The 12,090-nt window shown below is 64.0% G+C and carries 10 protein-coding genes; 8 read left to right on the forward strand and 2 right to left on the reverse strand.

The features are described from left to right. Nucleotides 1-25: 25 nt before the first annotated feature. From B3E94_RS07335 to B3E94_RS07360, 6 genes are all read left to right on the forward strand, one after another. Nucleotides 26-1,021 carry a zinc transporter ZntB gene (locus tag B3E94_RS07335; protein ID WP_176511843.1) on the forward strand — a complete coding sequence of 332 codons (996 nt, stop codon included), beginning with the start codon at nucleotides 26-28 and terminating at the stop codon, nucleotides 1,019-1,021. A gap of 114 nt (nucleotides 1,022-1,135) precedes the next feature. Further along, complete coding sequence (locus B3E94_RS07340) at nucleotides 1,136-1,387, forward strand: CrfX protein (RefSeq protein WP_176511842.1); 252 nt, start codon at nucleotides 1,136-1,138, stop codon at nucleotides 1,385-1,387. A gap of 2 nt (nucleotides 1,388-1,389) precedes the next feature. Next, nucleotides 1,390-2,214, forward strand: a complete 825-nt coding sequence (locus B3E94_RS07345; RefSeq protein ID WP_176511841.1) for a mechanosensitive ion channel family protein — start codon at nucleotides 1,390-1,392, stop codon at nucleotides 2,212-2,214. Nucleotides 2,215-2,327: 113 nt separating this feature from the next. Continuing rightward, entirely contained in the window at nucleotides 2,328-2,894 is a 567-nt protein-coding gene (gene sigX / locus B3E94_RS07350) for an RNA polymerase sigma factor SigX (RefSeq protein WP_033696348.1), read from the forward strand. A 110-nt stretch (nucleotides 2,895-3,004) separates the two neighbouring features. Next, a complete protein-coding gene (locus tag B3E94_RS07355) occupies nucleotides 3,005-4,042 on the forward strand; it encodes an OmpA family protein (RefSeq protein WP_176511840.1) in 1,038 nt (345 codons plus the stop codon). 144 nt (nucleotides 4,043-4,186) lie between these two features. Next, nucleotides 4,187-5,212, forward strand: a complete 1,026-nt coding sequence (locus B3E94_RS07360; protein ID WP_236235562.1) for a quinone-dependent dihydroorotate dehydrogenase — start codon at nucleotides 4,187-4,189, stop codon at nucleotides 5,210-5,212. Nucleotides 5,213-5,309: 97 nt separating this feature from the next. Here B3E94_RS07360 and rmf read toward each other — a convergent pair whose 3' ends face one another. Continuing rightward, the gene (gene rmf / locus B3E94_RS07365; protein ID WP_003248687.1) at nucleotides 5,310-5,525 is read right to left on the reverse strand and encodes a ribosome modulation factor; all 216 of its coding nucleotides are present in this window, start codon (nucleotides 5,523-5,525) and stop codon (nucleotides 5,310-5,312) included. A gap of 562 nt (nucleotides 5,526-6,087) precedes the next feature. Here rmf and rlmKL point away from each other — a divergent pair. Together rlmKL and B3E94_RS07375 are read left to right on the forward strand one after the other, a co-directional pair. Continuing rightward, the gene (gene rlmKL / locus B3E94_RS07370; RefSeq protein WP_286912921.1) at nucleotides 6,088-8,280 is read left to right on the forward strand and encodes a bifunctional 23S rRNA (guanine(2069)-N(7))-methyltransferase RlmK/23S rRNA (guanine(2445)-N(2))-methyltransferase RlmL; all 2,193 of its coding nucleotides are present in this window, start codon (nucleotides 6,088-6,090) and stop codon (nucleotides 8,278-8,280) included. Nucleotides 8,281-8,373: 93 nt separating this feature from the next. Continuing rightward, nucleotides 8,374-10,776: a sensor domain-containing diguanylate cyclase gene (locus B3E94_RS07375; protein ID WP_286912922.1), complete on the forward strand. Its 2,403-nt coding sequence runs from the start codon at nucleotides 8,374-8,376 to the stop codon at nucleotides 10,774-10,776. Nucleotides 10,777-10,890: 114 nt separating this feature from the next. Here B3E94_RS07375 and dacB read toward each other — a convergent pair. Beyond that, a partial coding sequence (gene dacB / locus B3E94_RS07380) for a D-alanyl-D-alanine carboxypeptidase/D-alanyl-D-alanine endopeptidase (protein WP_286912923.1) occupies nucleotides 10,891-12,090 on the reverse strand: 1,200 nt, incomplete at its 5' end.

Raw genomic sequence — 12,090 nt, forward strand, 5'->3', positions numbered from 1 at the left:
CGCCCCGCGCGCTGATGGAGCTTTGATGTTCGAGGAAGACAACGCGCAGTGGGGGCTGGTGCATGCCCTGGTGCTCGATGGCAAAGGCGGCGCGCGCTCGATCGCCCGGACCGAGCTGGGCGGCCTGCAATTGCAGCCACAGGAGAGCCTGTGGCTGCACTGGGACCGCAGCCATCCACAGACCCGCACCTGGTTGCTGCAGGAAAGCGGCCTGAGCGAGTTCGCCTGTGACCTGCTGCTGGAAGAAAACACCCGCCCGCGCTTGCTGCCCATGGTGGGGGAGCAGCTGCTGCTGTTTCTGCGCGGGGTCAACCTGAACCCGGGCGCCGAGCCCGAGGACATGGTTTCGGTGCGCATCTTCGCCGAGGCGCAACGGGTCATTTCCCTGCGCCTGCGGCCGCTGCGCGCCAGTGACGAGGTGCTGCAGCTGTTGAGCGAGGGCAGGGGGCCGACATCGGCTTCCGAGCTGTTGCTGCTGATGGGTGAACTGCTCACCGAGAAGGTCCAGGCGCTGGTCAGCGACCTGTCCGAGCTGGTCGACCTGGAAGAGGAAAAGGTTGAATCCGACGAACGGTATACACCTGAGAACGGCAGCCTGCAGCAGATTCGCCGTCGCGCTGCCGGCCTGCGGCGCTTCCTGGCACCGCAGCGGGAAATCTACGCACAGCTGTCGCGCAGCAAGTGGAGCTGGTTCGCCGAGGCCGATGCCGACTACTGGAACGAGTTGAACAACAGCCTGATCCGCTACCTCGAAGAGCTCGAGTTGACCCGCGAGCGGGCCGCGCTGGTGCTGGAAAGCGAGGACCGCCGGCGCAGCGAGCGGATGAACCGGACCATGTACCGCTTCGGCATCATCACCTGCATTTTCCTGCCGATGAGCTTCATCACCGGGCTTCTGGGCATCAACGTGGGCGGTATTCCGGGCGCGGAGAACCCCTATGGCTTCCTGTTTGCCTGCGCCATCGTGCTCGCGCTGGCGGTCGGGCAGTGGTGGCTGTTCCGGCGGTTGCGGTGGGTCTAGTGTTGCAGGGGGCCGTACTGGCAAGCCTCGCGCATTTTGAGACACGCGTCCCAACCGGATGTGTGACCCGTCGCCCGGCGCTCTCGTCTCTGACTGATACTGCGCGAGGTGCCCATGCACGATCCGTTTGAACAATCCCTGCGTGACCTGCTCAAGGCATCGCCATCCGGTGAAGACCGGGACGATGCCGCGTGCCTGGGTCGCGTGCTGAAAACCGCCAACCGCCAGGTTGGTGCGGGCGATCTGTTCAGCCTGCTTGGCCGTTGGAGCCAGGCGCTGCTGATTGCCGTGAACAATGGCTCGGCGCATGTTGCGCCTGTACGTCGTAACGCTGCCGCTGGCAGCAAAGCTGATAAGGCCGATTGAATATGGAACTCGATCTCTGGACCCAGAGCCTGGTCACCGCGATGACCGCCCTATGGACCAAGGTAGCGAACTTCATCCCCAACCTGTTCGGCGCGCTGGTCGTGGTGCTGCTCGGTTTCGTGGTGGCCAAGCTGCTCGATACGCTGCTGTCCAAACTGCTCGCCAAGTTCGGCCTGGACCGCCTGATGGCTGGTACCGGGCTGACCAAGATGCTCGGCCGGGTGGGCATCCAGGTGCCGATCTCGACCCTGATCGGCAAGATCGTCTACTGGTTCGTGCTGCTGATCTTCCTGGTTTCCGCCGCCGAGTCGCTGGGCCTGGAGCGCGTCTCGGCCACCCTCGACATGCTCGCCTTGTACCTGCCCAAGGTGTTCGGCGCGGCGCTGGTGCTGCTGGCCGGCGTGCTCCTGGCGCAGGTCGCCAATGGCCTGGTGCGCGGCGCTGCCGAAGGCATTGGTCTTGAGTACTCGGCGGGCCTTGGGCGCATCACCCAGGGTCTGGTGATCATCATCAGCATCTCGGTGGCCATCAGCCAGCTCGAGGTCAAGACCGACCTGCTGAACCATGTGATCGTCATTGGCCTGATTACCGTTGGTCTGGCCGTCGCCCTGGCGATGGGCCTGGGCAGCCGCGAAATTGCCGGGCAGATTCTGGCCGGGATCTACGTGCGCGAACTCTTCCAGGTCGGCCAGCAGGTGCGAATTGGAGAGGTCGAAGGGCAGATCGAGGAGATCGGTACGGTCAAGACGACGCTGCTGACCGATGAGGGTGAGTTGGTGTCGCTGTCCAACCGCGTGCTGCTCGAGCAGCGCGTGAATAGCCGCTAACCGCACAAAAGCTGTTAATGTATGCCGCCGCAAAAATCGGCCCGTGGGGCTGAGCGGCGACATTGACCTGACTGTCGGCCAGATCCGTTTTGAATAAAGTTCATTCGCCGCCCATGCGTTACGACCCCCGCGAGCTCACCGACGAGGAGTTGGTGGCGCGTTCGCATGAGGAGCTGTATCACGTTACCCGCGCCTATGAGGAACTCATGCGGCGCTACCAGCGGACCCTGTTCAACGTCTGTGCACGTTATCTGGGGAACGACCGGGATGCCGACGATGTCTGTCAGGAGGTGATGCTGAAGGTGTTGTACGGTCTGAAGAACTTCGAGGGTAAATCCAAGTTCAAGACCTGGCTCTACAGCATCACCTACAACGAGTGCATTACCCAGTACCGCAAGGAGCGTCGCAAACGCCGGTTGATGGATGCCTTGAGTCTTGACCCTGTTGAAGAGGCGTCTGAAGAAAAGGCTCCGAAGCCGGAAGAAAAGGGCGGGCTGGACAAGTGGCTGGTGCATGTGAACCCGATCGACCGGGAGATTCTGGTGCTGCGTTTTGTCGCAGAACTGGAATTTCAGGAAATCGCCGATATCATGCACATGGGCCTGAGCGCTACGAAAATGCGCTACAAGCGCGCGCTAGACAAGCTAAGAGAGAAATTTGCAGGCCTGGATGAAACTTAGCGGCTTGTAAATATCTCTAACGAATCGGCGAGTTCTGCTAGACTTGCCGTCGAGTTGTCCCCCGGATGTTGGTGGGACTGCTTAACTATCACCAGATGGGGATTTAACGGATGAAATTGAAAAACACCTTGGGCTTGGCCATTGGCTCGCTCGTAGCCGCTACTTCGTTCGGCGTTCTGGCTCAAGGCCAAGGCGCAGTCGAAATCGAAGGTAACGTTACCAAGCAGTACTACGACAGCGAGCGTAACTTCAAGAACGACGGCACCAATCCTGGTGTTCGCCTCGGTTACTTCCTGACCGACGACGTCTCCCTGGACCTGGGCTACAACGAGACTCACAACGCTCGTGGCGAAGTCTTCAACAAAGACATCAAAGGTTCCAAGGCTAAGCTGGACGCTACCTACCACTTCGGTACCGTCGGCGACGCACTGCGTCCGTACGTTTCCGCTGGTTTCGCTCACGAGAGCCTGGGTCAGGCCACTCGTAGCGGCCGTGACCACTCCACCTTCGCCAACGTTGGCGCTGGCGCCAAGTGGTACATCACCGACATGTTCTTCGCCCGTGCCGGCGTTGAAGCCATGTACAACATCGACAACGGCAACACCGAGTGGGGCCCATCCGTTGGTGTTGGTCTGAACTTCGGTGGCAGCGGTGGCAAAGTTGCTCCTGCTCCGGCTCCAGTTGCTGAAGTCTGCTCCGACAGCGACAACGACGGCGTGTGCGACAACGTCGACAAGTGCCCGGACACCCCGGCCAACGTCACCGTTGACGCCGATGGCTGCCCAGCTGTTGCTGAAGTCGTTCGCGTTGAGCTGGACGTCAAGTTCGACTTCGACAAGTCGGTCGTCAAGCCTAACAGCTACGGCGACATCAAGAACCTGGCTGACTTCATGAAGCAGTACCCACAAACCACCACCGTGGTTGAAGGTCACACTGACTCCGTGGGTCCAGACGCTTACAACCAGAAGCTGTCCGAGCGTCGTGCCAACGCTGTCAAGCAGGTCCTGACCCAGCAGTACGGCGTAGAATCCAGCCGTGTTGACTCGGTTGGCTACGGCGAAACCCGTCCGGTTGCCGACAACGCCACCGAAGAAGGCCGTGCTATCAACCGTCGCGTTGAAGCTCAGGTAGAAGCCCAGTCCAAGTAATTGGCCTGAAGCTTCAATGAAAAACCCGGCTTAGGCCGGGTTTTTCTTTGCCTGCGATTTGCGGGTGCGTATGCCAAGGCCCTGTCATGGTGAGCGCGTGCTGGCTATAATCGCACCCTCATTCACCCCGAGCCTTGCCCGCCCATGTATACCCTGGCCCGCCAGCTGCTGTTCAAGCTTTCTCCGGAAACCTCCCATGACCTGTCCCTGGACCTGATCGGCGCCGGTGGCCGCCTGGGGCTCAACGGCGTGTTGTGCAAGCAGCCAGCAGCGTTGCCGGTGACGGTGATGGGGTTGAATTTCGCCAACCCGGTAGGCCTGGCCGCAGGCCTGGACAAGAATGGCGCGGCCATCGACGGCTTTGCCCAGCTGGGCTTCGGCTTCGTCGAGATCGGCACCGTGACCCCGCGCCCGCAGCCGGGCAACCCCAAGCCGCGGCTGTTCCGCCTGCCGCAGGCCACTGCGATCATCAACCGCATGGGCTTCAACAACCTGGGTGTCGATCACCTGCTGCAGCGTGTGCGTGCCGCGCGTTACGACGGCGTGTTGGGCATCAACATCGGCAAGAACTTCGATACCCCGGTGGAGCGTGCAGTCGACGACTACCTGATCTGCCTGGACAAGGTCTACACCGCGGCCAGCTACATCACCGTCAACGTCAGCTCGCCGAACACCCCGGGCCTGCGCAGCCTGCAGTTCGGCGACTCGCTCAAGCAGTTGCTCGATGCCCTGGCCGAGCGCCGCGAGCAATTGGCTACCAGCCACGGCAAGCGCGTGCCGCTGGCGATCAAGATCGCCCCGGACATGAGCGATGAAGAAACCGCACTGGTGGCGGCGGCGCTGATGGAGTCGGGAATGGACGCGGTGATTGCCACCAACACCACCCTCGGCCGTGAAGGCGTCGAGGGCCTCGCCCATGGTGGCGAAGCGGGCGGCCTGTCGGGTGCGCCGGTGCTGGAAAAGAGCACCCACATCGTCAAGGTGCTGGCCGGCGAGCTGGGCGGCAAGCTGCCGATCATCGCCGCAGGGGGTATCACCGAAGGCCGTCACGCGGCAGAGAAGATCGCTGCCGGCGCGAGCCTGGTGCAGATCTACTCGGGCTTCATCTATAAGGGCCCGGCGCTGATCCGTGAAGCGGTGGATGCGATTGCCGCGATGCCGCGGGGCTGACCTGCAGGCATAAAAAAGGGCCCCATCTAGGGGCCCCTGGGCCTTAGCCCGCCGCCCGGATGGGGCGTGCATGGTAACTCGAATTCAGTGTCCTCGATCAGCCAACGGCGTGATTTTCGTTGAGTCTATGGATGCCAGCGGTGCCAGTCATTCCGTCCCAGTTATCACCGCGACCTTCGCGCCAGCCGTTGATCCAGGCTTGGCGAACTGAAGGAAGATTGAAGGGGCAAAGTTCGCGGGATTTGCCGGTGACCCCGTATTGGTAGCCACGTGAATATGCTCTTTCCAACGGATCACGCTTAAGTCTTCTCATAGGGTGTTGCCCTCACTTGTTGACTGTAATGTCCCGTCGGCCTCTCCGAGGCCGGGCAGAGTCTTTCTGCCGGTGTGCGCCCGCTGCCGGCGTGGCGGGCTGAAGGTGCCGCCTCGTTGCGAAGCGGCCTGAGACCAGTTCTAACGAATGCAGGTCACAGAGGGAATGATCGATTTGTCATAAGCACGTAACCTTTCCAAGGGTCAGGGGATAAGTAAATAAATGCGACTCAACCTTGTTTGGCCTTGAGCCCGCTATGGCTGGGGTTTGCTGAGAGTTGACGTCATTTCGCCAGCGTGGCGCCCTGATGACAGAAATATTTGGTAATGCGACGAAGGGTCACGCCTGATCCTCGCTCGCCAGAAATTATTCGTACTGCCTGATGATCTAAGCTGTTCCTGCCACCCGGCGAGCGGCAGATCGATCAGGCGGCCCGGCCGGCCCGCTGCCATGAGGCAGGGGCGAAGGCCACTCGGACGCTTGCTGGAAGGGCGTTCGGGCAAACATCGGCGGGGCGATGCGTCGCCTCGTCACTCAAATAGCCCAAGGCTCTGGAATACACATGTCGGACCGTTTCGAACTCTACCTCACCTGCCCCAAAGGCCTTGAAGGCCTGCTTGCCGAAGAGGCCAAGGGCCTTGGCCTGGACGAAGTGCGCGAGCACACCTCGGCCATCCGCGGCACCGCCGACATGGAAACCGCCTACCGCCTCTGCATCTGGTCGCGCCTGGCCAACCGCGTGCTGCTGGTGCTCAAGCGCTTCTCGATGAAAAACGCCGACGACCTGTACGACGGTGTGCATGCCCTGGACTGGGCCGACCACCTGGCCGCCGACGGCACCCTGGCGGTGGAATTCAGCGGCCACGGCTCGGGCATCGACAACACCCACTTCGGCGCACTCAAGGTCAAGGATGCGATCGTCGACAAGCTGCGCAACCGTGAAGGCCTGCGCCCGTCGGTGGAGAAGGTCGACCCGGACGTGCGGGTTCACCTGCGCCTGGACCGTGGCGAGGCGATCCTGTCCCTCGACCTCTCCGGTCACAGCCTGCACCAGCGCGGCTACCGCCTGCAGCAAGGCGCCGCGCCGCTGAAGGAAAACCTCGCCGCCGCCGTGTTGATCCGTGCCGGCTGGCCGCGCATTGCCGCCGAAGGCGGCGCGCTGGCCGACCCGATGTGCGGTGTGGGTACCTTCCTGGTCGAAGCGGCGATGATCGCCGCTGACATCGCCCCCAACCTCAAGCGCGAGCGCTGGGGCTTCAGCGCCTGGCTCGGCCATGTGCCGGCCACCTGGCGCAAGGTGCATGAAGAAGCCCAGGCCCGTGCCCAGGCCGGCCTGGCCAAGCCGCCGCTGTGGATCCGCGGCTACGAGGCCGACCCGCGGCTGATCCAGCCGGGGCGCAACAACGTAGAGCGCGCAGGCCTTGGCGACTGGATCAAGATTTACCAGGGCGAAGTGGCCAGCTTCGAGCCGCGCCCGGACCAGAACCAGAAGGGCCTGGTCATCAGCAACCCGCCTTACGGCGAGCGCCTGGGCGACGAGGCCAGCTTGCTGTACCTCTACCAGAACCTCGGCGAGCGCCTGCGCCAGGCGTGCATGGGCTGGGAAGCGGCGGTATTCACCGGGGCCCCTGAACTGGGCAAGCGCATGGGCATCCGCAGCCACAAGCAATATGCCTTCTGGAACGGCGCGCTGCCGTGCAAGCTGCTGCTGTTCAAGGTGCAGCCTGACCAGTTCGTCACCGGTGAGCGTCGCGACGCCCAGGGCGACAACGGCGAGGCGCGCAGCCCGGCAACCGTGGCCAGCGAGCCGGCACGCCTGTCGGAAGGTGCGCAGATGTTCGCCAACCGCCTGCAGAAGAACCTCAAGCAGCTGGGCAAGTGGGCCCGCCGCGAGCAAGTCGACTGCTACCGCTTGTACGATGCCGACATGCCCGAGTACGCCCTGGCGGTCGACCTCTATCAGGATTGGGTGCACGTGCAGGAATACGCCGCGCCGCGCTCGATCGACCCGGAAAAGGCCCAGGCACGCCTGCTCGACGCCTTGGCGGCGATCCCCCAGGCACTGAACATCGACCCGCAGCGCGTGGTGCTCAAGCGCCGCGAGCGGCAGGCCGGCACCCGCCAGTACGAGCGCCAGGCCACCGAAGGGCGCTTCCTGGAGGTCAAGGAAGGGGGTGTGAAGTTGCTGGTCAACCTTACCGACTACCTCGACACCGGGCTGTTCCTCGACCACCGCCCGATGCGCATGCGCATCCAGCGCGAGGCCGAAGGCAAGCGCTTCCTCAACCTGTTCTGCTACACCGCCACGGCCACCGTGCATGCGGCCAAGGGTGGCGCGCGCAGCACCACCAGCGTCGATCTGTCGAAAACCTACCTGGACTGGGCGCGCCGCAACCTGGCGTTGAACGGCTTCTCCGAGCGCAACCGCCTGGAGCAGGGTGATGTCATGGCCTGGCTGGAAGGCAACCGCGACAGCTACGACATGATCTTCATCGACCCGCCGACCTTCTCCAACTCCAAGCGCATGGAAGGGGTGTTCGACGTGCAGCGCGACCATGTGCAGCTGCTCGACCTGGCCATGGCGCGCCTGGCCCCGGGTGGCGTGCTGTACTTCTCCAACAACTTCCGCAAGTTCCAGCTCGATGAGCACCTGGCGGCGCGCTACGTGGTGGAAGAAATCAGTGCCCAGACCTTGGACCCGGATTTCGCCCGCAACAACCGCATCCACCGAGCCTGGCGCCTGCAATTGCGCTGAAACGACCAGCGTGATTGCATAGCTAATGGCCAATAGCTATAACTCAGCACAGGGCCGGACAATCGCAGGACGCTGACGTGACGAGATCGATCTATGTCGAAGTATGGCGTGCGTGCGAAGGTGGTGGGCCTGTGCCGCGAGGCCCTGGCTGCCTGGGCGGTTGCCCTGGTGGCGCTGGTGGCCGGCGGCTTGCTGTCGGCCGGCCTGGCGTTGGCCACCCAGGCGTTCTACAAGCAGCAGTTGCGCCAGCGCTTCGAGCTGCTGGCCAGCGAGCGTTATAGCCGCATCGCCGAGCGCTTCGACGACCAGGAGCAGCGCCTGGACAGCCTGCGGCGCTTCTTCAGTTTCTCCAACGAGATCACCCCCGGCGAATTCGACGGTTTCGCCGGCCCGCTGCTGCGCCGCACCCAGGCCTACTCCTGGGCGCCACGCGTCGAGCAGGGGCAGCGGGGCGATTTTGAACGCCAAGCCAGCGCCAGGCTCGGGCAGCCCTATGAGATACGCGACCTGGATAGCCAGGGCAATTGGCAGGCGGCGCCGCCTCGCGATCACTACTTCCCGGTGCTCTACACCCAGGCTACGCAGCAGCAGGGCCAACCTTACGGGCTCGACTTGCGCGGCCAGCCGGTGCGCGAGCAGACCCTGCAGCGTGCGCTGTTGCCGGGCAGCATGGCGGTGTCAGAGCCGCTGGACATGATCAACGTTGCCGCGGGTTACAGCCGCGGGCTGCTGATGGTCGCGCCAGTCTTCTCCGACAAGGCCCCAGGCGAGGCGCAAGGCGCACCCGCCGGTTACGTCATGGCCCTGCTGAACCTGCGGCAATTGATCAGCGATGGCCTGCCATCGGCCGGCGAGGACAACCTGGTGGTGCGCATCATCGACCCCAGCGGGCGCGATGGCCACGAAGTGCTGTTCGACTCAGAGAACCCGCCGGCCCCCTTGGCGCTGCTCAGCAACCAGTTGCTGCACCTGGCCGACCACCACTTCCAGCTCGATATCCGCCCAAGCCAGGTGTTCATGCAGGGCAACCGCTCCTCGGCGGCGCTGGCGGTGGGGCTTCTCGGCGGCCTGCTGAGCCTGCTGCTCAGTGCCTTGCTCTACAACCTGTTCAGCCAGCGGCAACGCGCCCTCAAGCTGGTCGAGCAGCGCACCGCGCAGCTGAGTGTCAGCGAGCAGTCACTGCGCGACACCCACAACCAGTTGCGCAGCGTGCTGAACGCCGCCACCCAGGTGGCCATCATCGCCACCAGCCTCAAGGGCGTGGTCAGCACCTTCAACGCCGGTGCCGAGCGCATGCTTGGCTACCAGGCGGGCGAGGCGGTAGGGCAACTGCGCCTGGAATACCTGGTGCTGCCTGAGGAGCTCAACCAGCGCGCCCACGCCCTGAGCCTGCGCTACGGGCGGCACATCGCCGGTGGCCAGGCGATGTTCGCCGATACCCTGCAGGAGGGCGGCGCCGAGCCCAGCGAGTGGACCCTGGTGCGCAAGGACGGCAGCCAGCTGCTGGCCAACATGCTGGTCACCGCGGTGCTCGATGAGCAGGGGCTGTGGGTGGGTTACCTGGCCATTTGCATCGATGTCACCGAGCGGCGCCGCGTGCACGAGGCGCTGGCGATGCGTGACCGGCTCTTGGAGAAGCTCAGTGCGCAAGTGCCGGGGGGCATCTATCAGTATCGGCTGGATGCCGATGGCCATTCCTGCTTCCCCTATGCCAGCCAGGGCATGTTCGAGATCTACGAAGTCGACCTGCAGCTGCTGCGCGAGGATGCCACGGCGGTATTCGAACGGATTCACCCCGACGACCTCGAGCACGTGCGCCGCTCGGTGCGCTATTCGGCCGAGCACCTGACGCCGTGGCGCGAGGAGTATCGCGTGTGCCTGCCACGTGCCGGCTTGCGCTGGGTGCGCGGCGAGGCTACACCGGAAGTGGGCGAGGCGGGCTGCACGCTCTGGCATGGCTACCTCACCGACATTTCCGACCTCAAGGGCGTCGAGGAAGACTTGCGCACGCTGTCGGTGACCGATTCGCTCACCGGCATCCACAACCGCCGCTATTTCCAGGAGCGGCTGAAGGCCGAACTGGATCGCGCCCAGCGTGACAATCAGGACCTGGCCGTGATCATGCTCGATATCGACCACTTCAAGCGCATCAACGACCAGTATGGCCATGCCGTGGGCGACCATGTGCTGCGCAGCCTGTGCCAGCGCATTGGCCACCGTTTGCGGCGTACCGACGTGTTCTGCCGGCTCGGTGGTGAGGAGTTCATGGTGCTGTGCCCGGGCAGCAATGCCGAGCAGGCGCGGATGTTGGCCATGGAGTTGTGGCAGGGGGTGCGCAGCGTGCCGGTCGACGGGGTGGGCAGGGTGACGGCGAGTTTTGGCGTGGCGGGGTGGCGGCCGGGGGAGGGCGCCGATGCCTTGCTGTTGCGGGCGGATGCGGGGGTGTATGCGGCCAAGCAGGCGGGCAGGGACCGGGTCGAGGGGGAGCTGGGTTGATACCGCTCATGGCCCCCTCGCCGGCAAACCGGCTCTCACAGGTACTGCGCTGTTGTTGAAGCCAGCGCGGTAGCTGTGGGAGCCGGCTTGCCGGCGAGGGGCCCAGCCGTTGAATCAGGGCGCGACGGCGGCCGTGCTGTCGGCCGTCTTCGGCTGGCGATACAGGTCCAGCAGCACCTGGTCCAGCACCTGCGAGGCGCCCCACGGCTTCGGATCATTGAGGATCGCCGCCACAGCCCAGGTGTTGCCATTGCTGTCGCGGCTGAAGCCGGCGATGGCGCGCACGGTGTTCAGGGTGCCGGTCTTGATGTGGCCTTCGCCAGTCAAGGCGGTGCGCTTGAGGCGCTTGCGCATGGTGCCATCCATGCCCACCAGCGGCATCGAGCTGATGAATTCGGCCGAGTACGGGCTCTTCCAGGCCGCCTGCAGCAGCGCCGCCATCTCGCGGGTGCTTACTCGTTCGGCGCGGGACAGGCCCGAGCCGTTTTCCATCACCAGGTGCGGGGCGGTAATGCCCTTTTTCGCCAGCCATTGGCGCACCACCCGCTGGGCGGCGCGGGCGTCGTCGCCGTCGGCGTCGGTGCGGAACTGCGCGCCCAGGCTCAGGAACAGCTGCTGGGCCATGGTGTTGTTGCTGTACTTGTTGATGTCGCGGATCACTTCCACCAGGTCTGGCGAGAAGGCCCGGGCCAGCAGGCGCGCGCTCTTGGGCACGTTTTCGATGCGGTCACGGCCCTGGATGGTGCCACCCAGTTCGTTCCAGATCGCCCTCACCGCACCGGCGGCGTAGGTCGGGTGGTCGAGCAGCGACAGGTAGGTCTGCGAATTGCAGCCATCGCCCAGCTGGCCGCTGACCACCACGCTGATGCCATCCGGCTGCGGCACCGGGTTGTAGCGCACATCGCCGGTGCACTGCTTGGAGGCCACGGCCTTGACCTGGTTATCGATGCGGATGCTGGCGATCGGCGGCTCGACCGCCACGGTCACCTTGCCGCCGTCGTTGCGGGCGACGAAGCGCAGGGCCTTGAGGTTGACCAACAGGGAGTCGGGCTTGACCAGGAACGGCTTGTTGACATCGCCACCATCGTCATTGAACTGCGGCAGGTTGGGCTGCACGAAATGGCTGCGGTCCAGTACCAGGTCGCCGGTGACGGTGCGTACGCCGTTGGCGCGCAAGTCACGCATCAGCAGCCACAGCTTCTCCATGTTCAGCTTCGGGTCGCCACCGCCCTTGAGGTACAGGTTGCCGTTGAGCACGCCGTTGCTCAGGGTGCCGTCGGTGTAGAACTCGGTTTTCCACTGGAAGGTCGGGCC

Origin of the sequence: Pseudomonas sp. UBA6315 (genome assembly GCF_002438125.1) — a bacterium.
In the GTDB taxonomy this organism is placed as follows: domain Bacteria; phylum Pseudomonadota; class Gammaproteobacteria; order Pseudomonadales; family Pseudomonadaceae; genus Aquipseudomonas; species Aquipseudomonas faucium.

What these genes read in the sequence shown, in the direction of transcription:
- rlmKL (WP_286912921.1), top strand. Translation starts at nt 6,088, where the DNA reads ATGTCGGACCGTTTCGAACTCTACCTCACCTGCCCCAAAGGCCTTGAA.
- B3E94_RS07335 (WP_176511843.1), top strand. Translation starts at nt 26, where the DNA reads ATGTTCGAGGAAGACAACGCGCAGTGGGGGCTGGTGCATGCCCTGGTG.
- B3E94_RS07355 (WP_176511840.1), top strand. Translation starts at nt 3,005, where the DNA reads ATGAAATTGAAAAACACCTTGGGCTTGGCCATTGGCTCGCTCGTAGCC.
- B3E94_RS07360 (WP_236235562.1), top strand. Translation starts at nt 4,187, where the DNA reads ATGTATACCCTGGCCCGCCAGCTGCTGTTCAAGCTTTCTCCGGAAACC.
- B3E94_RS07375 (WP_286912922.1), top strand. Translation starts at nt 8,374, where the DNA reads ATGTCGAAGTATGGCGTGCGTGCGAAGGTGGTGGGCCTGTGCCGCGAG.
- sigX (WP_033696348.1), top strand. Translation starts at nt 2,328, where the DNA reads ATGCGTTACGACCCCCGCGAGCTCACCGACGAGGAGTTGGTGGCGCGT.
- B3E94_RS07340 (WP_176511842.1), top strand. Translation starts at nt 1,136, where the DNA reads ATGCACGATCCGTTTGAACAATCCCTGCGTGACCTGCTCAAGGCATCG.
- B3E94_RS07345 (WP_176511841.1), top strand. Translation starts at nt 1,390, where the DNA reads ATGGAACTCGATCTCTGGACCCAGAGCCTGGTCACCGCGATGACCGCC.
- rmf (WP_003248687.1), bottom strand. Translation starts at nt 5,525, where the DNA reads ATGAGAAGACTTAAGCGTGATCCGTTGGAAAGAGCATATTCACGTGGC.